Annotated in this window: 26 protein-coding genes and 1 pseudogene; 21 read left to right on the forward strand and 6 right to left on the reverse strand. The window is 65.8% G+C overall.

The features are described 5' to 3' along the window. Positions 1-23 precede the first annotated feature (23 nt). Positions 24-1007, reverse strand: a complete 984-nt coding sequence (locus MTX34_RS15940) for a LysR family transcriptional regulator (RefSeq protein ID WP_243610001.1) — start codon at positions 1005-1007, stop codon at positions 24-26. Positions 1008-1085: 78 nt separating this feature from the next. Here MTX34_RS15940 and MTX34_RS15945 point away from each other — a divergent pair, with 78 nt between their 5' ends. After that, a complete protein-coding gene (locus MTX34_RS15945) occupies positions 1086-1502 on the forward strand; it encodes a DUF5997 family protein (RefSeq protein WP_374639782.1) in 417 nt (138 codons plus the stop codon). On the opposite strand, the gene MTX34_RS15950 is transcribed toward MTX34_RS15945, so the two are convergent. Genes MTX34_RS15950 through rhtB form a run of 3 tightly spaced genes read right to left on the reverse strand, consistent with a single transcriptional unit; the run spans position 1499 to position 2666 of the window. After that, positions 1499-1882, reverse strand: coding sequence for a YchJ family protein (locus tag MTX34_RS15950; protein ID WP_243594952.1), 384 nt, complete (start codon positions 1880-1882; stop codon positions 1499-1501). The genes MTX34_RS15945 and MTX34_RS15950 overlap by 4 nt on opposite strands. Further along, a complete protein-coding gene (locus MTX34_RS15955) occupies positions 1879-2028 on the reverse strand; it encodes a hypothetical protein (RefSeq protein ID WP_155289322.1) in 150 nt (49 codons plus the stop codon). Before MTX34_RS15955 ends, MTX34_RS15950 begins: the two co-directional genes overlap by 4 nt. An 11-nt stretch (positions 2029-2039) precedes the next feature. Beyond that, positions 2040-2666, reverse strand: a complete 627-nt coding sequence (rhtB, locus tag MTX34_RS15960; protein WP_243594951.1) for a homoserine/homoserine lactone efflux protein — start codon at positions 2664-2666, stop codon at positions 2040-2042. Positions 2667-2748: 82 nt separating this feature from the next. Here rhtB and MTX34_RS15965 point away from each other — a divergent pair, with 82 nt between their 5' ends. The 12 genes from MTX34_RS15965 to hisI all read left to right on the forward strand — a co-directional run bounded on the left by MTX34_RS15965 (position 2749) and on the right by hisI (position 11877). Further along, the gene (locus MTX34_RS15965) at positions 2749-3216 is read left to right on the forward strand and encodes an SRPBCC family protein (protein ID WP_243594950.1); all 468 of its coding nucleotides are present in this window, start codon (positions 2749-2751) and stop codon (positions 3214-3216) included. A gap of 113 nt (positions 3217-3329) precedes the next feature. Beyond that, the gene (locus MTX34_RS15970) at positions 3330-3848 is read left to right on the forward strand and encodes a DinB family protein (protein ID WP_243610002.1); all 519 of its coding nucleotides are present in this window, start codon (positions 3330-3332) and stop codon (positions 3846-3848) included. Between the two features lie 89 nt (positions 3849-3937). Continuing rightward, the gene (hisD, locus tag MTX34_RS15975; protein ID WP_243610003.1) at positions 3938-5290 is read left to right on the forward strand and encodes a histidinol dehydrogenase; all 1353 of its coding nucleotides are present in this window, start codon (positions 3938-3940) and stop codon (positions 5288-5290) included. After that, positions 5287-6417 (forward strand): histidinol-phosphate transaminase, encoded by a 1131-nt coding sequence (locus MTX34_RS15980; protein WP_243610004.1) that lies wholly within the window; start codon positions 5287-5289, stop codon positions 6415-6417. Before hisD ends, MTX34_RS15980 begins: the two co-directional genes overlap by 4 nt. Next, positions 6414-7037: an imidazoleglycerol-phosphate dehydratase HisB gene (gene hisB / locus MTX34_RS15985; RefSeq protein WP_243594946.1), complete on the forward strand. Its 624-nt coding sequence runs from the start codon at positions 6414-6416 to the stop codon at positions 7035-7037. Before MTX34_RS15980 ends, hisB begins: the two co-directional genes overlap by 4 nt. A 61-nt stretch (positions 7038-7098) precedes the next feature. Then, positions 7099-8217 carry an MFS transporter gene (locus tag MTX34_RS15990; RefSeq protein WP_243595092.1) on the forward strand — a complete coding sequence of 373 codons (1119 nt, stop codon included), beginning with the start codon at positions 7099-7101 and terminating at the stop codon, positions 8215-8217. Next, positions 8214-8843, forward strand: coding sequence for an imidazole glycerol phosphate synthase subunit HisH (hisH, locus tag MTX34_RS15995; RefSeq protein WP_037192708.1), 630 nt, complete (start codon positions 8214-8216; stop codon positions 8841-8843). Before MTX34_RS15990 ends, hisH begins: the two co-directional genes overlap by 4 nt. After that, positions 8840-9055: a hypothetical protein gene (locus MTX34_RS16000; RefSeq protein ID WP_243594945.1), complete on the forward strand. Its 216-nt coding sequence runs from the start codon at positions 8840-8842 to the stop codon at positions 9053-9055. Before hisH ends, MTX34_RS16000 begins: the two co-directional genes overlap by 4 nt. Positions 9056-9165: 110 nt before the next feature. Beyond that, a complete protein-coding gene (priA, locus tag MTX34_RS16005) occupies positions 9166-9900 on the forward strand; it encodes a bifunctional 1-(5-phosphoribosyl)-5-((5-phosphoribosylamino)methylideneamino)imidazole-4-carboxamide isomerase/phosphoribosylanthranilate isomerase PriA (protein WP_008715867.1) in 735 nt (244 codons plus the stop codon). Positions 9901-9907: 7 nt separating this feature from the next. Further along, entirely contained in the window at positions 9908-10738 is an 831-nt protein-coding gene (locus MTX34_RS16010) for an inositol monophosphatase family protein (RefSeq protein WP_243594943.1), read from the forward strand. Continuing rightward, a complete protein-coding gene (gene hisF, locus MTX34_RS16015; RefSeq protein ID WP_243594942.1) occupies positions 10735-11508 on the forward strand; it encodes an imidazole glycerol phosphate synthase subunit HisF in 774 nt (257 codons plus the stop codon). The genes MTX34_RS16010 and hisF overlap by 4 nt, the downstream gene beginning before the upstream one ends. Positions 11509-11523: 15 nt before the next feature. Further along, positions 11524-11877 carry a phosphoribosyl-AMP cyclohydrolase gene (gene hisI, locus MTX34_RS16020; protein WP_243594941.1) on the forward strand — a complete coding sequence of 118 codons (354 nt, stop codon included), beginning with the start codon at positions 11524-11526 and terminating at the stop codon, positions 11875-11877. On the opposite strand, the gene MTX34_RS16025 is transcribed toward hisI, so the two are convergent. Next, entirely contained in the window at positions 11868-12374 is a 507-nt protein-coding gene (locus MTX34_RS16025) for a MarR family winged helix-turn-helix transcriptional regulator (RefSeq protein WP_243610005.1), read from the reverse strand. The two genes, hisI and MTX34_RS16025, sit on opposite strands and share 10 nt — an antisense overlap. 88 nt (positions 12375-12462) lie before the next feature. Then, positions 12463-12924, reverse strand: coding sequence for a peroxiredoxin (locus tag MTX34_RS16030; RefSeq protein ID WP_243610006.1), 462 nt, complete (start codon positions 12922-12924; stop codon positions 12463-12465). Positions 12925-13012: 88 nt separating this feature from the next. On the opposite strand from MTX34_RS16030, the gene MTX34_RS16035 reads away from it, so the two are divergent. From MTX34_RS16035 to MTX34_RS26145, 8 genes and pseudogenes are all read left to right on the forward strand, one after another. Further along, entirely contained in the window at positions 13013-14581 is a 1569-nt protein-coding gene (locus MTX34_RS16035; RefSeq protein ID WP_243610007.1) for an anthranilate synthase component I, read from the forward strand. Beyond that, positions 14578-15243: a TIGR02234 family membrane protein gene (locus tag MTX34_RS16040; RefSeq protein WP_243610008.1), complete on the forward strand. Its 666-nt coding sequence runs from the start codon at positions 14578-14580 to the stop codon at positions 15241-15243. The genes MTX34_RS16035 and MTX34_RS16040 overlap by 4 nt, the downstream gene beginning before the upstream one ends. 79 nt (positions 15244-15322) lie before the next feature. Further along, complete coding sequence (gene trpC, locus MTX34_RS16045; RefSeq protein WP_243594936.1) at positions 15323-16132, forward strand: indole-3-glycerol phosphate synthase TrpC; 810 nt, start codon at positions 15323-15325, stop codon at positions 16130-16132. Between the two features lie 120 nt (positions 16133-16252). Beyond that, a complete protein-coding gene (gene trpB / locus MTX34_RS16050; protein ID WP_279393392.1) occupies positions 16253-17524 on the forward strand; it encodes a tryptophan synthase subunit beta in 1272 nt (423 codons plus the stop codon). Next, positions 17521-18324, forward strand: coding sequence for a tryptophan synthase subunit alpha (gene trpA / locus MTX34_RS16055; RefSeq protein ID WP_243594934.1), 804 nt, complete (start codon positions 17521-17523; stop codon positions 18322-18324). The genes trpB and trpA overlap by 4 nt, the downstream gene beginning before the upstream one ends. Beyond that, positions 18321-19343, forward strand: coding sequence for a prolipoprotein diacylglyceryl transferase (gene lgt / locus MTX34_RS16060; RefSeq protein ID WP_243610010.1), 1023 nt, complete (start codon positions 18321-18323; stop codon positions 19341-19343). The genes trpA and lgt overlap by 4 nt, the downstream gene beginning before the upstream one ends. Further along, positions 19336-20187 (forward strand): TM2 domain-containing protein, encoded by an 852-nt coding sequence (locus MTX34_RS16065; protein WP_243610011.1) that lies wholly within the window; start codon positions 19336-19338, stop codon positions 20185-20187. Before lgt ends, MTX34_RS16065 begins: the two co-directional genes overlap by 8 nt. A gap of 43 nt (positions 20188-20230) precedes the next feature. After that, positions 20231-20836 (forward strand): annotated as a pseudogene (locus tag MTX34_RS26145) (TM2 domain-containing protein); the annotation flags it as partial. Positions 20837-20973: the final 137 nt, after the last annotated feature.

A 20973-nucleotide genomic window follows, 5' to 3' on the forward strand; every position in this document is an offset into this window, starting at 1 on the left:
TGGGGCCGCGCGAGATGCAGACGTCAGCGACGTTTCCCGCTGCGTCGGGTATTGGTCTTCGTCTTGGCAACCGGGCGAGCAGGTTTCGAGGGGTGCGCTTTCTTCTTCTTGACCGGTGCCTCGTCCGAGGGTCCGCGTGAGCTGCGGGTCGAGCGGCCGCGGACGATGCCGATGAAGTCCTCGATACGGTCGTCCTCGCGTTCGGCTACCCAGGCCAGTGCAATCTGTGACTGCTCGACGTCGGTCACCGGGCGGTAGACGAGGTCCTTACGGGCGTTGAACCGGGCGACCGAGTGGGGCACGATCGCCACTCCCAGCCCGGCGGCCACGTACTCGAACGTCTCCGCGACGGAATTCATCGGCGGAAGTTCCGGGCGATTGCCGACCACGAGTTCCGTTGCGACCGCTGCCCATTCGGGCACCGTCGCGGGATCGGCCAGCAGATGTTCGTCGGCGAGATCGGCTGCGGTGACCGAATCGAACGCAGCGACCGCGTGGTCCTTCGGAACCACCACGACCTGCACTTCCTGATAGAGACCGATGGCGTTGAGGCCCTCGCGATCGATCGGCGGACGAACGAAACTGACGTCGACCGTGCCGTCGTGCAGCGCAGACACCTGTGTCTGGGGCGTCGTCGCGACCACGGACAGCGCGGCGTCGGGGAACCGCTCCGCCCAGATCCGCGTCCACTTCGTCGTCGTCACTCCCTCGGCGTATCCGATGGTGAACGTCGTCGGCTCCGCTGCGGCAACCTGTGCGAGCTCCGACAGTCGATCGTCCTCGGCAATCTCCACCAGCGCCCGCTCGAGCAGGTCGCGGCCGTCCGCGGTGAGCTCGGTGGGGGATGCCCCCGGTACGAACAGGTCGACGCCGAGCTGTTCTTCGAGTTCCACGACCGTCTTGCTCAGGCGGATCCGCGAGATTCCGAGCGACTGAGCGGCGCGCGCGAAATGCAGTTGCTGCGCCACCGCCGCGTACCAGCGCAGTGTCTGCACATCGATGTTCACGGTGTCGAGCCTATGGGACGACGTGGGCCGCGAGCGACCGTGGCGTCGAGAGCTCCCATGGCCGGATAAGCTGTTCCGGTGAGCCCGGAGAACAAGCAGCAGACCATGAAGCCATTGACCGCGGCGAACAAGCTCGGCATCTACCTTCCCGCAGCGCCCGAAGAGTTTCAGAACTCGATGGTCAGCAGGTCCGACTTGGACGCACTGCGCAGCGATCCGCCGCAGTGGCTCACCGAACTGCAGACCAACGGCCCCTTCCCGCGCGACGTCATCGCGAAGAAGCTCGGCGTGTCCATCGCAGGACTGGCCCGCGGAGGCGTCACCGAAGCGCTGACCACCGAAGCCATCGACGAGCTCATCGCGAGCCCGCCGCAGTGGCTCGTTCGCGAGCGTCGCACGCAGACCCAGGTGCGCAAGGACGCCGAGCGGATCAAGGAGAAGCAGGAAGCGCGTCGCACGGCGAGCAACCGGCCGACCAAGCTGCGCAACCTCTAGGCCGAGACGATCCCGTCGAGGTAGAGCCACCGGCCGTCCACTCGGACGAAGCGGCTCACCTCACTCATCGAGCCGGCCCCGTCGGGATGCTTGTATCGAGCTCGGAACTCGACGGTTCCCGCGTCGTCGAACAATCCACCGGCGTCGGTTGCGAGAATGTCGAGTCGATACCACCGCTGATCGGAGTCCAACTCCAGCTCGGCCGGCGCGGTGTCGGGATGCCACGACGCGCGGAGATAGTCCACATCTGCGACAGCGAACGCGGTGAACCGAGATCGCATCAGCTTCTCCGCCGTCGGCGCGCTCGCATCCCCGCGCAGATACGGCTCACAGCATGCGTCGAACGTGTCGCCACTCGAACACGGGCACCGTCCACTCACTCCGCCGCTTCCACTTCCACCGTGTAGGTACCGAGTTCATGTTCATCCCGCTTGCCGACATCCTGGATCCAGGTGTTGGCCTCGAGCAGAGTGTCGAACAATCCCAGCGGAATCGGGTCGCCGCCGAGGGCATTCTTCATGATCACGCGGTACTTCCTCACGGCGTCACGCGCCGAACGGTCGCGAGAAACGTTGCCGCAGCGAAAAACATCCCGGCGAACGTGCGATTCATCGTCTTCTGTTGACGCTGCGATTTCATCAGCCGCAGAACCCGCGATGCCAGCGAGGTGTATCCGGTCATCACCAGCATGTCGACCGCGACCATCGTGGCCGCGATCACGAGGTACTGAGTGAGCAGCGGTCGCGCTGGATCGAGGAACTGGGGAAGGACGGCGACCATGAACACGACGGCCTTCGGGTTGCTGGCGTTGACCAGGAATCCTCGGGCCAGCATCGTCGTTCCGCGATCGGCCACTGCCGGGGCGTCGGCGACATCGGTCGGGGCTGCACGCCACTGCCGGATGCCCAGGTAGACCAGGTACGCAACACCGAACCACTTGATGGCAGTGAATGCGAGGGCCGAGCTGGCCAGGACTGCACCCAGTCCGACGGCGACGATGCCGATCTGCAGGAGCAAACCGATCTGCAGACCGAAGATGTTCCAGTATCCGCGACGCAGGCCGTAGCGGAGCCCGGTGGACATCGACGCGATGGCACCGGCACCGGGGGAGAGGCTGATGACGATGCTCGCACCGAGAAAGGCGAGCCACACTGACCAGGACATGCGTTCATTGAACTACGGCCGTCAACTCCGATTCGGTCCGGCCGTAGGTGTCGAACGTGCCGCGGCAGGGTAGGCCACCGAGATGGCAGACATCAGAAGTATCGACACCGGCCCTCAGCAGGTCACCCGCCAGACCGAAGTGCGGGCACCGGCGTCCGAACTGTTCGACATCGTGGCCGATCCCACCAGGCACGGCGAGCTCGACGGCTCAGGGACGGTCAAGGACACCGTCCGCGGTCCCGCTCGACTCAGCACCGGTGCGAAATTCTCTGTCGGCATGAAGCAATACGGCGTGCCCTACAAAATCACCAGCACCGTCACCGAGTTCGTCGACGCCGACAAGCACAAGGTCGTCGAGTGGCAGCACCCGATGGGACACAGCTGGCGTTGGGAGTTCGAGGAGAAGCAGCCGGGGCTGACCACGGTCACCGAGAGCTTCAAGTACGGCACCGCCAAGGTCCCGAAGGTGCTCGAGCTGTTCAAGATGCCGCAGAAGAACGCGCAGGGAATCAAGAGCACTCTGCACAACTTGGCCGCCCGCTACGCCTGACGGCCGTAGCGACAGCACTCGCTGTCCACAATTCGCGTTCGGACGCCGAATCGGATGTCTCCGACGCGAATTGTGGACACTCAGGTGAGTTGCCCTGATCTATTCTGACCGGCATGCCCATCGATCCCGACACCAAGAACTGGACCTGGGTACTCGAGCGAGCGTGCCCGGACTGCGGGTTCGACTCGAGTGCCGTCGATTACGACGACATCCCGGACCTGATCCGCGCCGACATCGAGCGATGGCATGCCGTTCTGCGGCGGGACGACGTTGCAGTCCGCCCCGACGACTCGACGTGGTCTGCGCTCAAATATGCCGCGCACGTACGTGACGCGCACCTCATCTTCCGCACCCGGCTGGCACTGGTGTTGACCGAGGACGATCCCGAGTTCGCGAACTGGGATCAGGATGCCACCGCGCTGGCCGAGAACTACAACGCACAGAATCCCGCGACAGTCGCATCGGAACTCGGTGACGCCGCACGCGCCCTCGCCGACGATTTCGCTGCCGTTCCGCCGGGGAATCGGCAGCGGACCGGTCGACGAAGCGACGGGTCGAACTTCTCGGTCGAATCACTCGCCGCCTACTACATTCACGACCCTGTCCATCATCTGTGGGACGTGCGGGGCTGAGCCGAATTCGGTGGAACTATCCTGGGTGTTCGGACAACACTGATTCGACCGAACCCCGGCACCGAACCGACTCCACGAAGGGGCCCATTATGCCTGCCCGCATCGAGCTCGCCCGCGTCGATCTACGCGGACGAACTCCATCCACCGCCGAACTACGCGGCGCACTTCCCCGAGGCGGAGTGGATGTCGATTCGGTGCTGCATCAGGTTCGACCCGTCGTCGAGGCCGTCAAGGAACGTGGCACCGACGCTGCGCTCGAGTTCAGTGAGAAGTTCGACGGCGTCCGGCCGGACCGCATTCGCGTCCCGCAGGAAGCGCTGGTCAAGGCCCTCGCCGAGCTCGACTCCGACGTCAGAGCCGCCCTCGAGGCCGCGATCGAACGAACCCGCCTCGTGCACTCGGACCAGCGCCGAACCGACCACACCACCCAGGTGGTACCCGGCGGCACCGTCACCGAACGCTGGATCCCGGTCGATCGCGTCGGTCTGTACGTGCCCGGCGGCAACGCCGTGTACCCATCGTCGGTGGTGATGAACGTCGTGCCCGCACAGATTGCAGGCGTCGGCTCCCTGGTGGTGGCCTCGCCGCCGCAGAAGAACTTCGGCGGACTGCCTCACCCCACCATCCTTGCTGCGGCGCAGCTGCTCGGCGTCGACGAGGTCTGGGCGGTCGGCGGCGGCCAGGGTGTGGCTCTCCTCACCTACGGCGGCGTCGACACCGACGGCGGCGAGCTGGCTCCGGTCGACCTGATCACCGGTCCCGGCAACATCTACGTCACGGCCGCGAAGCGTCTGTGTCGCTCGCTCGTCGGAATCGACTCCGAAGCGGGCCCCACCGAGATCGCGATTCTCGCCGACGCCACCGCGGACCCGATTCACGTGGCAGCGGACCTCATCAGCCAGGCCGAACACGACGTGATGGCGGCCAGCGTGTTGGTCACCGACAGCATCGAACTCGCCGATGCCGTGGATCAGGCCGTCAACGCACAGATGGCATCGACGCGACATGCAAAGCGTGTGGCGACCGCGCTGAACGGGAGCCAGTCCGGCATCGTGCTGGTCGACGACGTCACGCAAGGCTTGGCTGTGGTCAACGCCTACGCCGCCGAGCACCTCGAGATCCAGACGAAGGACGCCTCCGACGACGCAGCTCGGGTACGCAGTGCCGGTGCCGTGTTCGTCGGTGCGTGGTCACCGGTGAGCCTCGGTGACTACTGCGCCGGTTCCAACCACGTGCTCCCGACGGCCGGATGCGCACGGCACTCGTCCGGCCTGAGCGTGCAGACGTTCCTGCGCGGCATCCACGTGGTGGACTACAGCGAGTCCGCTCTGAAAGACGTTGCAGCGCATGTCATCGCGCTGGCCAACGCAGAGGATCTGCCGGCCCACGGCGAAGCGGTGCGGCTCCGGTTCGAGGGGCTGCGTACCGGTGATCCATCATGACCGATGCTCTGGGGCAGTCGATCTCGCTCGACGACCTCCCGCTGCGCGAGGCGCTGATCGGCAAGTCGCCGTACGGAGCCCCGCAGCTCACCGTGCCGGTCCAGCTGAACACCAACGAGAATCCGCACCCGCCGACCCAGGCGTTGATCGACGATGTGGCCGACTCCGTTCGCGTCGCGGCCGGTCAGCTGCACCGCTACCCGGATCGCGATGCGGACGAGTTGCGAGCAGACCTCGCGCGCTATCTGACCGAGCAGACAGGTTTCTCGGTCGACACTGCCAACGTGTGGGCGGCCAACGGCTCCAACGAGATTCTGCAGCAGTTGCTGCAGGCGTTCGGGGGACCGGATCGCACCGCACTGGGCTTCGTGCCGTCGTACTCGATGCACCCGATCATTTCTTCGGGGACGCAGACCGAATGGATCCCGGCGAAGCGTCGGGCAGATTTCTCGCTCGACGTCGAGTACGCGGTGCAGGCGATCGAGGAGCGTAAGCCCGACGTCGTGTTCGTCACCAGCCCCAACAATCCGACGGGCCACAGCATCGACGAGGCGGATCTGCGCCGAATCCTCGACGCCGCGCCGGGAATCGTGGTGGTCGACGAGGCCTACGCGGAATTCTCCTCGGCGGCAAGCGCGATCGGTTTGATCGAGAGTTACCCCAGCAAGATCGTGGTCAGCCGAACCATGAGCAAGGCGTTCGCGTTCGCCGGCGGTCGGCTGGGATATCTGGTGGCCGCCCCGGCCGTCGTCGACGCAATGCTGTTGGTGCGCTTGCCCTATCACCTGTCGGTCGTCACGCAGGCCGCTGCGCGAGCAGCGTTGCGGCATGCCTCGGACACTCTCGGGAGCGTGGCCGAACTCTCCGCCGAACGAGATCGGGTGGCAGCGTCTCTCGGCCGCCAGGGCTACGACGTGGTGCCGTCCGACGCCAACTTCCTGCTTTTCGGCCGGTTCTCCGATGCGGCCGCCACCTGGCGGCGGTACCTGGACGACGGCGTGCTCATCCGGGACGTCGGAATTCCCGGATATCTACGCGTCACCATCGGACTGGCGCACGAGAACGACCGATTCCTCACCGTCAGCGCACAACTTGCATCGACCGAAACAGCAGAGGCACCGAAGTGACCACACCCGCTCCCCGTATTGCCAAGATCGAGCGCACCACCAAGGAATCCGACATCTCGGTCGAGTTGAACCTCGACGGCACCGGAATCGTCGACATCTCCACCGGCGTTCCGTTCTACGACCACATGCTCACCGCGCTCGGTACCCACGCTCGTTTCGACCTGACGGTGCGCGCGAAGGGCGACATCGAGATCGAGGCGCACCACACCGTCGAGGACACTGCGATCGTGCTCGGCCAGGCGCTCGGTCAGGCCCTCGGCGACAAGGCCGGCATCACCCGGTTCGGCGACTCGTTCATTCCGATGGACGAAACGCTCGTGCACGCCGCCGTCGACGTGTCCGGCCGTCCGTACTGCGTACACACCGGTGAGCCCGACTACATGGTGCACTCCGTCATCGGCGGCTACCCGGGCGTTCCGTACTCCACGGTGATCAACAAGCACGTGTTCGAGACGCTGGCGTCGAACGCTCGGATCGCACTGCACGTCCGGGTGATCTACGGCCGCGATCAGCATCACATCACCGAAGCCGAGTTCAAGGCAGTCGCTCGGGCACTGCGTCAGGCCACCGAGTACGACCCTCGCGTCAACGGTGTGCTGTCCACCAAGGGAAGTCTGTGATCGGTCGATCGGCGCTCGTGCTTTGAGTGGCCTGAGCTCCATCCGTGGTCTGCCGGCCGCGATGGCCATGGGCGCGGCCTCGTTCGGCGGCTGGGGTTTGCTGCTTCCGGTGGTTCCCCTCGCCGTGTCCCAGTCCGGGGCGTCCGACGCAGTGGCGGCTGCCAGCACCGCGATCTTCATGACCACCACGGTGATCACGCAGCTGTTCGTGCCACGAATGCTGATGCGAGTCGGCCACCGCGCAGTTCTCGGAGCGGGCTGCCTGCTTCTCGGAATGCCTGCGCTGTTGTTCATCGTCTCGGTCGAAGCCGTACCGGCGTTGGCCGTGTCCGCCTTGCGGGGTACAGGTTTCGGAATGTTGACCGTCGCCGGCGCCGCGATCGTCGCCGAGCTCGCTCCGACAGCGTTGCTCGGCCGGGCGACGGGGGCGCAGGGTATCGCCGTCGCCTTGGCTCAGATGGTCACTCTGCCACTGGGCCTGGTGATCTTCGCGGCGAGTCCGACGGCCGTATTCGTACTCGGTGCACTGGTGCCCGCAGCAGGCCTGATCGGCGTCGCGCTGTTGCCACCCACACGGCCCGCGCCGCAGCCGCCCAAGCTCGAGCGGGTTCGCCTCGACAAACGCCAATTTCTGGTGCCTTGTCTCGTCGTGGCCTCGGTGTCCGCTGCGTACGGCGGAATCACCAGTTTGCTGCCGATCGCCGAGTCGAACCGAGCCGCGATGATCGGCCTCGCACTGGCCGTCGTCAGCGCAGCGATGCTCGTCGGGCGTTACGCCGCGGGGTCGGTGGCGGATCGAGTAGGAATCGGGCGTTCTGTGGTTCCGGCACTGGTGTCGGCGGCCATCGGCATCGCTCTGTTCGCGCTCGCTGCGCTCGGCAACATGCCGGCGGCGCTGTTCTTCGTCGCAGCCGTCCTGTTCGGAGTCGGGTACGGAGCATGCCAGAACGACAGTCTCGTGATGGCGTTCGACGCAGCCGGACCCTCCCGCTACAGCAGCGCAAGCGCCGTCTGGAACATCAGTTTCGACGCCGGTACGGGGGCGGGCGCGCTTGCCCTCGGCGTCCTGGCGACCAGTGTGGGGTACACCGCGGGATTCACCGCAGCCGCAGCCACGGTTGTCGCCGTCGCGGCGGTGGCGCTCGTCGCGAGACCACGCCCCGATAGACTTCCCGCATGACTTCTGTGGTGTTGCTCGATTACGGCTCGGGCAATCTGCACTCGGCGAAGAGGGCACTCGCCCGGGTCGGTGCCGACGTGACCGTGACCTCGGACTTCGACGAGGCCCTGAATGCAGAAGCACTGGTCGTTCCCGGTGTCGGAGCGTTCGCCGCCTGCATGGAAGGTCTGCTGGCGGTGAAGGGCGACCGCATCATCGGTCGACGTCTGGCCGGCGGACGACCCGTGCTGGGCATCTGTGTCGGGATGCAGATCCTGTTCGATCGCGGGGTCGAGTTCGGTGTCGAGGCGAACGGGTGTGGGGAGTGGCCGGGAACGGTCGAGCGGCTGCAGGCCGAGGTGCTGCCGCACATGGGGTGGAACACCGTCGAGGCCCCGGAGAAGAGCGTGCTGTTCGACGGCATCGATCCCGAGACCCGGTTCTACTTCGTCCACTCCTACGCCGCACAACAGTGGGAACTCGAACCCAGCGACACCATCGCCGCCCCATTGCTCACCTGGGCCGACCACGGCGGACGGTTCCTCGCCGCGGTCGAGAACGGTGCACTCTCGGCCACTCAGTTCCACCCGGAGAAGTCCGGTGACGCAGGTGCCGCACTTCTGGAGAACTGGGTTCGATCGGTGTGAGCGACCGCGAGTTCTCGCTCGGCCGGTTGGCTTTCAAGGCGTTGGGCGCGGCCGTGGTCGTGCTGGCCCTCGCCACGGCTGCAATAGCACTTCTGCGCCCGAGCGCCGGGGTGGCCCTGATCATCGCGTTGGCCGGTGTGATCGGAGCGATCGCGGCAATGGGAGTTGTGTCCACTCGCATCACGCGCCGGGAACTCGGCCCGGAGGATTGACCCGCCGTTCCTGCAGGCTCCACTCCCAGATCGATGGGTCGTTCCCGCAGGCTCCACTCCCGGCGACCCGTTTTGAGTTCACGCCCGCTCGGCCCGTAGCATAACCGCACGTGAGCCTGGTCTTATTGCCTGCTGTCGATGTCGCAGGCGGCGAAGCTGTCCGTCTCGTTCAAGGAGAAGCAGGAAGCGAAACGAAGTACGGGTCGCCTCGCGATGCCGCCCTCGCGTGGCAGAACGACGGAGCCGAGTGGGTGCATCTCGTGGACCTCGATGCTGCGTTCGGACGCGGATCCAACCGCGAGCTTCTGGCGTCGGTCGTCGGCGAGCTCGATGTCAAGGTGGAGCTCTCGGGCGGAATTCGTGACGACGAGTCGCTGCGCGCTGCACTCGCGACCGGGTGCGCGCGAGTCAATCTCGGCACCGCAGCCCTCGAGGATCCGCAGTGGTGCTCCCGCGCGATCGGCGAGTTCGGTGATCGCGTCGCCGTCGGTCTGGACGTGTTGATCGTGGACGGAGCACCGCGTTTGCGCGGGCGCGGCTGGGTCAGTGACGGCGGCGACCTGTGGGAGGTTCTCGAGCGGCTCGAGCGCGACGGGTGTTCGCGCTACGTGGTCACCGATGTCACCAAGGACGGCACGTTGACCGGGCCCAACCTGGAACTGCTCGCCGACGTCTGTGCCAAGACGGACAAGCCGGTCATCGCGTCGGGCGGCGTGTCCACGATTGCGGATCTGGAAGCGATCGCCGGACTGGTCGACCGCGGTGTCGAAGGTTCCATTGTCGGAAAGGCCCTGTACGCGGGACGTTTCACGCTTCCAGACGCCCTCGCTGCGGTGTCTCGGTAACCCAGGAATGACCCTTCCCGAGGAACCGACTCGTCTACTGGAGATCGCCGGTGGTCTGCTCGACGGCATCCACGATCGGTTCGTCGCGGGCGTCGGCGCACCGAGCGCAGTGCAGAAGGGCCCCGATGATTTTGCCACCGCTGTGGACCTCGAACTCGAGCGTCGGCTCGGTGCGGAATTGCACGAGGCCACCGGAATCGCCGTTCACGGTGAGGAGTTCGGAGGACCGGACCTGAACTCCGGACTCGTCTGGGTGCTCGACCCGATCGACGGCACCTTCAACTACTCGTCGGGATTGCCCTCGGCCGGAACGTTGTTGGCGCTGCTCGACGACGGTGAGCCGGTCCTCGGACTCACCTGGCTGCCCCTGGTGGATCAGCGTTTCGCCGCTGTGGCAGGCGGTCCGCTGTTGCTCAACGGCGTCGCGCTTCCGGCGCTGCAGCCGAAGATGTTGCGTGAATCCATGATCGGGTTCGGTGCGTTCAACGTCGCCAGTCGCGGTTCGCTGCCGGGTCGGTTCCGATTCCGTATTCTCGAAGAGTTGTCGATGCACTCCTCACGACTGCGGATGCACGGTGCAACCGGAGTCGATCTGGCCTACACGGCCAGCGGAGTTCTCGGCGGCGCGGTGGTGTTCGGTCACCGTGCCTGGGACAACGCGGCAGGCGCACTGCTGGTGCGCGCGGCGGGCGGAATCGTCACCGATCTGACGGGCGAACCGTGGACCGTCGATTCGCCGTCCGTGCTGGCAGCCGGGCCGGGAGTGCACGACGAGTTGCTGAAGGTGATCACCGAACTCGGTGATCCCGTCGACTACCTGGAAGGACCTGGGCGATGAGCGTCGCGGTCAGAGTGATTCCGTGCCTCGACGTCGACGCCGGGCGCGTCGTCAAGGGAGTGAACTTCGAAAACCTCCGCGACGCAGGCGATCCGGTGGAGCTTGCGGCCGCCTACGACGCGCAGGGTGCCGACGAACTGACCTTCCTCGACGTCACCGCGTCGACGTCGGACCGAGGCACGATGCTCGACGTCGTCAGCCGCACCGCCGAGCAGGTGTTCATCCCGCTCACCGTCGGCGGGGGAGTGCGCACCGTCGCCGATGTGGATCGACTGTTGCGAGCCGGTGCGGACAAGGTCAGTGTCAACACCGCTGCGATCGCCCGGCCGGAGTTGCTGCGCGAGCTCAGCGAACGGTTCGGCTCACAGTGCATCGTGCTCTCGGTCGACGCCAGAACAGTTCCCGACGGACAGCAGGACACCCCGTCGGGATGGGAGGTCACCACTCACGGTGGCAAACGTGGCACCGGCATCGACGCGGTCGAATGGGCGGTTCGTGGTGCAGAGCTGGGTGTCGGGGAGATCCTGCTCAACTCGATGGATGCCGACGGAACGAAAGCCGGATTCGATCTACCGATGATCGCTGCCGTGCGGTCTGCGGTGCACGTGCCGGTGATTGCCAGCGGTGGAGCAGGCGTCGTGGAGCATTTTCCGCCTGCTGTTCAGGCGGGTGCCGACGCCGTCCTCGCCGCGAGTGTCTTCCATTTCGGAGATCTCACCATCGGCCAGGTCAAAGATGCGATGCGCGCCGAACGCATCGTCGTCCGATAGCGAAAAGGATCAGCGATGACACTCGACCCGACGCTGTCCGCGCGTCTCAAGCGCAACGAGGCCGGACTGTTCAGCGCCGTCGTGCAGGAACGGTCGACCGGTCAGGTGCTCATGGTCGCCTGGATGGACGATGAGGCGCTCTCCCGAACTCTCGAAACCCGCAAGGGCACATACTATTCCAGGTCCAGGCAGCAGTACTGGGTCAAGGGCGAGACGTCGGGTCACACGCAGTACGTGCACGAGGTTCGGCTCGACTGCGACGGTGACACCGTGCTCTTGGTCGTCGACCAGGTCGGCGCGGCCTGCCACACCGGCGCTCACACCTGCTTCGATACCGACGTCCTGTTGAGCCCCGACGCTCAGGCGTGACCGGTTCCGGCCGCGATTCCCTTGTCCAACTGGGCCAGTAGAGTCGAACTCAGGGTCCCGAGCTGCTCGACCTCCGCGTCGGACAGACCCTCGAACACCAGCGACTGCACCGTGCCGACGTGACCGGGTGCCGCTTCCACGACCTTGGCCATGCCTGCGTCGGTCAGCACAGCGTAGGAACCGCGGCTACCCGGGATCGACTCGCGCTCGACCCACCCGGCCTTCTCGAGCTTGGTCACCACGTGTGACAGGCGCGAGAGCGAGGCATTGGCGTACTCGGCCAGATCGCGGAGCTGGATCCGTCGCTGTGGATTCTCGCTGACCGTCGCGAGGACGAAGTAGTCGAAGTGGGTCAGCTGCGCATCGCGCTGCAGCTGAGCGTCCAACGCTGCCGGAAGTCGAGTGACCAGAGCGACGAGCGATCGCCAGGCCTCCTGCTGACTCTCGGTGAGCCAACGGGGATCCACCGTGTGTTGCGGTGTCGCCGACGTATCCATCGCGGGGAACCTCTCGATCAAGTTAGTTGTTGCCTGCACATGATGCCTCGAGGTTCCCCCCACCCGAGGCATCGCGTCGGACAGTGCTCTAGGTGCGATGTGCCCGCAGGTACTCCAGAGCCTTGTCCGCATGGGCTTCGAACCGTACTTCGCTGGAGAAGGTCTCGAGGACCTTCCGGTCGGTGCCGATGACGAACGTCGCGCGCTTGACCGGGGACAGCTTGGCCAGCAGCCCGCGCTTGACGCCGAACGCGGTGGCGACGGTGCCGTCCTCGTCGGAGAGCAGCGGGTAGTCGAAGGACTTGGAGGCGGCGAACTCGGCCTGCTTGGCGACGGCATCGGCGCTGATGCCTACTCGGGTGGCTCCGACCTCGGCGAACTCCGAGGCGAGGTCCCGAAAATGGCACGCTTCGGCGGTGCAACCGGGGGTGAAGGCGGCGGGGTAGAAGAACAGCACTATCGGACCGTTCGACAGCAAGTCGGTCAGAGTTCGGGTCTCACCGGTCTGGTCCGGCAGGGAAAAATCGGGAACGAGCTCGCCTGGTTTCATGCTCGGCAGGTTACCGCGAGCGACGACCCTGCTGCCGGAGCGGAGCCTGCGGAGTGACCCGTTGTGCCGAACCTGGGAGGATGGAGCAATGCACGGCGAGACGACCACGGATCCCAGCCCCACTCCCGACACCGAGAACTCGGACTCGACCACCTCGCGTGAGGTGTTCCGGCATCTCGCCGCAGAGCACCGCGTGGTGCCGGTGACGCGAAAGGTGCTCGCCGACTCCGAGACTCCGCTGTCGGCGTACCGCAAGCTCGGTGCCGACCGACCCGGAACCTTCCTGCTCGAGTCCGCGCAGAACGGCAGTTCGTGGTCCAGGTGGTCGTTCATCGGTGCAGGCGCCCCGGCGTCGCTCACGGTCATCGACGGTGAGGCCGCATGGCGCGGCAACGTCCCCGCGGGGGTGCCGAGCGGGGGCGATCCTCTCGAAGTGCTGGCGCGGACATTGGAGCTGCTGCACTCGGAGCGGCTGCCCGGTCTGCCCCCGTTGACCGGCGGCATGGTGGGCTATCTGGGATACGACTCGGTGCGGCGCATCGAGAAGCTGCCCGAGCACGCGCAGGACGACCTCGGTGTGCCCGAGATGGTCATGCTGCTCGCGACCGATCTCGCGGCCGTCGACCACCACGAGGGCGCGATCACCCTGATCGCGAACGCGGTGAACTGGAACGGCACCGACGAGCACGTCGACGAGGCGTACGACGACGCGGTGCGTCGTCTGGATCGGATGTGTGCGGACCTTTCGAAGCCCGCCGACTCCACCGTTTCCACCGTGTCCAAGCCTGCGCCGCAGTTCCGCAGACAGCGTACGTCCGAGGGCTTCGGTGCCGACGTCGCTCGCCTGGTGGAGGAGATCGAAGCAGGTGAGGCGTTCCAGGTGGTGCTCTCACAGCGCTTCGAGATGGACACCGATGCATCACCCCTCGACGTCTACCGAATGCTGCGAGCGTCCAATCCCAGCCCGTACATGTATCTGATGCACGTACCGGGGGAGAACGACGAGACGGCTTTCTCCATCGTCGGATCGAGCCCCGAGGCACTGGTGACGGTGGTCGACGGTCTCGCAACCACACATCCGATCGCGGGAACCCGCTGGCGCGGCACGTCCGAGGAAGAGGACGTGCTGCTCGAGAAGGACCTGCTGGCCGACGAGAAGGAGAACGCCGAGCACCTGATGCTCGTCGATCTGGGCCGAAACGATCTCGGACGCGTCTGTGCTCCCGGCACGGTGCGAGTGAGCGACTACCGCCACATCGAGCGCTACAGCCACGTCATGCATCTGGTGTCGACGGTCACCGGACGGTTGGCCGAGGGCAAGCGCGCCCTCGACGCGGTCAAGGCCTGTTTCCCGGCAGGCACCCTGTCCGGGGCACCGAAGGTGCGCGCGATGGAACTGATCGACGAGCTGGAGCCGACGCGACGCGGCATCTACGGCGGCATCGTCGGCTATCTCGATTTCGCGGGGGACGCCGACACTGCCATCTCGATTCGCACCGCTCTGATCAAGGACGGCACCGCATACGTTCAGGCCGGGGCAGGCGTCGTGGCCGACTCCGTTGCGGAATACGAGGACGACGAGGCACGGAACAAGGCAATGGCGGTGCTGGGAGCCGTCGCCGCTGCGGAGTCGCTCCGTGAGGTGGGTGGCCGATGACCGAGCGATCCGGTCGCCGCGGGTCTGCCGCGCTACCCGTCGCCCTCCTGGTCGTTGCTGCGGCGTGCCTGTGGGGCGCGTCGAGAATGACATGGGTTCGGGTGACATCCTTCGACGGTCTCGGAGAGAGCCGAACCGACGAGCTTCTCGGCAGCACCTGGGCTGCTGCCACGACGCCACTGGCACTGGTGTTGGTAGCGGCGATCGCAGCGTCCTTCGCGGTGCGGGGGTGGGCTTCTCGGGTGCTCGCCCTGCTGATCGCCGTGGTGGCCGTGGCGGCGGCAATTCCGGCCGTTCGACTGCTCACTGCCGGGGCATCCGACGCGGAGTCCGCGGCGCTCGCAGAGCTTCCTGCACGCGCGCAGGTCTCGATGACGGACGTCTCGGTCCTGCCGGCGATCGTCACCCTCGTCGGTGCGGTCTGCGCCCTCGCTGCGGCAGTGGTGTCGATTCGGAAAACATTTGCCCCGCAGGTACTCTCGTCCAAGTACGACGCCCCGGCGGTGCGTCGCGACGAGGTCGCTCGGCGTGCGCGCACCACGGCATCCGGTGCCGGCGCGCAGGACGAGGGGGAGGACCTCACCGAGCGCATGATGTGGGACGCGCTCGACGCCGGTGAAGACCCTACCGACGAGTCCGGTACCCGGCGTTCGTCGGATTGAAACGGACCTCTACGCTAGATCCGACCCCGATGAGATTCCTCACATCGGACGTCGACGCTCAGAAAGGACTGGGGGCACCATGACTGTTCTCGACTCGATTCTCGACGGTGTACGAGCCGACGTGGCCGCGCGTGAATCGGTGGTCGATTTCGCCGCCGTGAAAGCAGCAGCGAAGGCAGCCCCGGCCCCTCTCGATGCGGCGGCTGCGCTGCGCGAGGACGGCATCGGCGTCATCGCCGAAGTGAAGCGGGCCAGCCCGTCCAAGGGTGCGTTGGCCGACATCGGCGATCCGGCCGTTCTTGCCCGCGCGTACGAGCAGGGCGGCGCTCGCATCATCAGCGTTCTCACCGAGGAGCGTCGGTTCCGCGGGTCTCTCGCAGACCTCGACGCCGTCCGGGCCGCCGTCTCGATTCCCGTGCTGCGCAAGGACTTCATCGTCGGTCCGTACCAGATTCACGAGGCTCGGGCGCACGGTGCCGATGTCATCCTGCTGATCGTCGCGGCGCTCGAGCAGGACGCGTTGACGTCGTTGCTCGACCGCACCGAGTCGCTGGGTATGACGGCGCTGGTCGAGGTGCACACCGAGGCCGAGGCGGATCGCGCCCTCGAGGCCGGTGCCAGCGTCATCGGCATCAACGCCCGCAATCTCAAGACACTCGAGATCGATCGTGACAGCTTCGGCCGTATCGCGCCCGGGTTGCCCAGCGAGATCATTCGCATCGCGGAGTCCGGAGTGCGGGGCACAGCAGATCTGCTCGCTTACGCCGGTGCCGGTGCCGACGCGGTACTCGTCGGCGAGGGCTTGGTCACTGCAGGCGATCCGCGCACGGCCGTCTCGGACCTGGTGACGGCGGGAACGCATCCTTCGTGCCCCAAGCCCGCGCGCTGACCCAGCACCAGACCCGAGCGCGGCGACGGTCCGCCGTTGGGGCACACTGGACCGGTGAGCACCAGCAATTCTTCTTCCATCACGGACGCCCCAGCGGCAGTCCGTTTCAAGGGCGCTGATCTGCCGCAGAGCAGCATCGGCCTCACCGATCGCAGCGCGCACGAGCCCGATGTCGGCGGCCATTTCGGTGTCTACGGCGGCAGATTCGTGCCCGAGGCATTGATGGGTGTGATCGAGGAAGTCACCGCCGAGTACGAGAAGGTGCGCAGCGACAACGAGTTCCTCGGCGAACTCGACCGACTGCAGCGTGATTACACCGGGCGCCCCTCGCCGGTCTTCGAGGCGACGCGGTTGTCCGAGCATGCCGGTGGCGCTCGGATCCTGCTCAAGCGAGAAGACCTGAATCACACCGGTTCTCACAAGATCAACAACGTGCTCGGGCAAGTTCTGCTCGCGAAGCGAATGGGCAAGACTCGTGTCATCGCGGAGACCGGTGCCGGTCAGCACGGCGTCGCGACCGCCACGGCCTGTGCTCTGATGGGTCTCGATTGCGTCGTCTACATGGGTGAGGTCGACACCGAGCGTCAGGCCCTCAACGTCGCCCGGATGCGTTTGCTCGGGTCGGAAGTCGTCGCAGTGAAGTCCGGTTCACGCACGCTCAAGGACGCCATCAACGAGGCGCTGCGCGACTGGGTCACCAACGCGGACAACACGTACTACTGCTTCGGCACCGTCGCCGGGCCCCACCCGTTCCCGGTCATGGTGCGCGATTTCCAGCGCATCATCGGCCTCGAAGCGCGGCAGCAGGTGCTGGCGTCCGCGGGCAGGTTGCCCGACGCCATCGCTGCCTGCGTCGGTGGTGGCTCCAACGCAATCGGCATCTTCCATGCCTTCATCGACGACGCCGACGTGCGACTGATCGGTTTCGAGGCGGCAGGCGACGGCGTCGAGACCGGTCGCCATGCGGCGACCATCAGCGGTGGAACCCCGGGAGCGCTGCACGGCGCGTACTCCTACCTGCTGCAGGACGAGGACGGTCAGACCGTCGACTCCCACTCCATCTCAGCAGGATTGGACTACCCGGGCGTGGGTCCGGAGCACTCGTACCTGCACGACATCGGGCGGGCCGAGTATCGCGGAATCACCGATACCGAAGCGATGAACGCCTTCAAGCTGCTGTGCCGTACCGAGGGCATCATCCCGGCCATCGAGTCCTCGCATGCCATCGCCGGCGCTTTGACCCTCGGGAAGGAATTGGGTGAAGGCGCGATCATTCTGGTCAACCTGTCCGGCCGTGGCGACAAGGATGTCGATACCGCAGCCGAATGGTTCGGTCTGATCGACGGAGCCGGCGAAGCGAACGTGGACGACGAAGCAGGTATCAAGCCATGAGCAACAACGATTCCCGCCTCTCGGGTACCTTCGCGCAGTGCCGTGCCGACGGCCGCGCGGCACTCGTCGGATACCTCCCCGCCGGCTTTCCGACGGTGCCGCGATCGGTCGAGGTGTTCAAGACGATGGTCGACGCCGGATGCGACATCGTCGAGGTGGGCATTCCGTATTCCGATCCGGTGATGGACGGTCCCACGATTCAGGCCGCAGCCGATGTGGCGCTGCGGGCCGGGGCCCGAGTCAAAGACGTCTTCGCCGTCACCGAGCAGGTCGCTGCAGCGGGCGGAAAAGCGGTCGTCATGACGTACTGGAACCTGGTGCTCAAGTACGGCATCGAAAACTTCGCTCGCGACCTCGCCAACGCGGGTGGGCTCGGAATCATCACCCCGGATCTCATTCCCGACGAGGCGAAGGAGTGGATCGAGGTTTCCAACCGCTACGAACTCGACCGAATCTTCCTCGTCGCCCCGTCGTCCACCGAGGAGCGGCTCGTCAGCACCGTCGAGGCCAGTAGCGGTTTCGTCTACGCGGCCTCGACCATGGGCGTCACCGGTGCCCGCGACGCGGTGTCCTCGATGGCACCCGCGTTGTCGGCGCGTATCCGCGAACACTCCGACATTCCGATCGGCGTGGGGCTCGGCGTTCGGTCGGGAGCCCAAGCTGCCGAGATCGCGAAGTATGCCGATGCGGTCATCGTCGGTTCGGCCCTGGTGACGGCCGTCGACAAGGGACTCGATGCCGTGCGCGACCTGACGACGGAACTCGCCGAGGGTGTCCGTTCCGCTAACGTAGCGTCGTGACTTCGACCGCGATCCTGGCCTACATTCCCAGCCCGCCGCAGGGGGTGTGGCACGTCGGACCGCTGGCTCTGCGGGCCTATGCCCTGTTCATCATCATCGGCATCGTCGTGGCGGTGGTGTGGGGTGACCGACGCTGGGTGGCCCGAGGTGGAACCAAGGGCACAGTGCTCGACGTCGCAGTCTGGGCCGTCCCGTTCGGCCTGTTGGGCGGGCGTCTTTACCACGTGGCAACCGACTGGAAGACGTACTTCGGTCCCGGCGGAAACCCGATCGAGGCGTTGTACGTCTGGAACGGCGGATTGGGGATCTGGGGGGCGGTGTTCCTCGGCGGCGTCGGTGCCTGGATCGCCTGCCGGCGACGCGGAATCCCGTTGCCTGCCTTTGGTGACGCCGTCGGCCCACCGATTCTGTTGGCCCAGGCGATCGGTCGTATCGGAAATTACTTCAACCAGGAACTGTACGGACGCGCCACCACGCAGCCGTGGGGTCTGGAGATCTACGAGCGGGTCGACGCCGACGGACGGCTCGATCCACTCAACGGTGTCTCGACCGGGTTCGTGGAACGTGTCGTGCATCCGACCTTCCTGTACGAGCTGTTGTGGAGTGTCGCGATCGTCGTCCTGCTGGTTCTCGTGGACCGCAAGTACAGGATCGGCCACGGTCGACTGTTCGCGCTGTACGTCGCCGGATACTGCGCCGGACGGTTCTGGGTGGAACTCATGCGCGACGATTTCGCCACCGAGATCGCCGGGATACGTATCAACAGCTTCACCTCCGCCATCATCTTCGTGCTGGCGCTGGCCTACGTCGTGGTCGCAACCAAGGGCCGCGAAGAGCCTGCGACATTGAGGTCCAACGACGACGAGGATCGCACGAGCGAGGCGGCAGCCGAGGGCACGTCTGCGGATGGCTCACCCCGTACATCGGTCCACGACACCACAGACGCAGACGCCGTCGATGCGAAGCCCGTTCAGGCGTCCGACAAGAAAGCCGAGGAAGAAGGCAGTACGCGTGGTTGATTTCGACAAGACCCCTCATCCGGAGCCGGAACCGAGTTCCAGCTCTGCCGATTCGAGCGACAGCGAGACCGCGCCGACCGCATCGTTCGGCACACCGTTCGATTACGACGCCACCGCCGAAGCATCGCTGTCGGAATCGCCCGGCACCTCGGAGTCCGCACCGTCACACGGCCCCACCGGCCCCACCGGCCCTGGCTGGGACACGTACTCCGGCGTCGGAAACGGACCCGGTTGGTCCAGCACGCCGAGCTACCCGGCCCCGAGACCGGACGGCAGTACCGACAATCCGCTCGGCGGTTTTCCGGCACCCCCCGGTTACCCACAGCAGGGGTACAGCCAGCCGGGGTACGGCCAGCAGAGCTACGGCCAGCAGGGTTACGGCCAGCAGGGTTACGGCCAGCAGGGTTACGGTCAGCAGGGTTACGGTCAGCAAGGATACGGTCAGCAGGGTTATTCGCAGCCGAACTACGGGCAGCAGGGTTACGGCCAGTATGACTACGGCGTACCCCCTGGCTACCAGGGTGGATACGCGTACGGTGTAGGTCCCGATGCACCGTACGGGCGTGATCCGGTGACCGGCGAGCCGCTGTCGGACAAGTCCAAGATCGTCGGCGGCCTGTTGCAGATATTTCTCGGTTGGTTGGGTGTCGGTCGTTTCTACCTCGGCAGTATCGGCATCGGCGTCGCACAACTGCTGGTGTTCTTCTTCGGGGTGCTACTCACCGCAGCGTTCGGCCTCGGACTCATAGTGTTGTTCGGGCTGTTCGTCTGGCATCTCGTCGACGGCGTGCTGATACTGGTGGGCAATGTGACGGACCCTCAGGGGCGAAAGCTGAGAGACTGATCCCCCTGCTGGTACTGCATCGAAGGTAAGGGAGCTCGACGTGAGTGACTCCGGTACATCGTCTTCGGACGGATCGTCGAGCGACGGAACCCCTCCGTCGGAGCCGACCATCTCGTTCGACAAAGGCTCCGCCTCAGGACCGGGTCCCGTGTACGGCGCACCCGACCCGAACTACACCACCCCGAATTACGGCAACGACCAGGGTGGGCAGTTCGGATCCACTCCCGGTGCCGGTTACCCACCGCCCGCCGATTCGAGCCAGTACGGCGCGCCACCGCCACCGCCATATGCGGGCGGGCAGTACGCAGGTCCCCAGTACGGCGGTCCCCAGTACGGCGGTCCGCAGTACCCAGGTCCCCAGTACGCAGGTGGGCCCGGATACATGGACCCGATGGCTCCGTACGGTCGGCACCCGGTCACCGGGGAGCCGTTCTCGGACAAGCAGAAGCTGACGGCAGGTCTGCTCGGCATCCTCTTGGGCGCGTTCGGAGCCGGCCGCTTCTATCTCGACCAGCCGGGCATCGCGGTGGCGCAGATCGCGGTCACGTGGCTCACCTGCGGTATCGGCGGAATCTGGCCGTTGATCGACGGCATCATGATGCTCACCGGCAGCGTGCGTGATCAGCACGGTCGACCGTTGCGCGACTGACGATCGCATTCGTCACAGCCGACATTCGTGATTGCATCGATGCAGTTGCCAGCTGCTACGATTTCGCCATCCGGGAGCGTTCCCGGATTCTTTCGCGGGCCAGAGCTGTCCCGGTGAATTCCCGATAGGCCGTTCGA

The organism is Rhodococcus sp. ARC_M5, assembly GCF_022810405.1.
Taxonomy (GTDB): Bacteria; Actinomycetota; Actinomycetes; order Mycobacteriales; family Mycobacteriaceae; genus Rhodococcoides; species Rhodococcoides navarretei.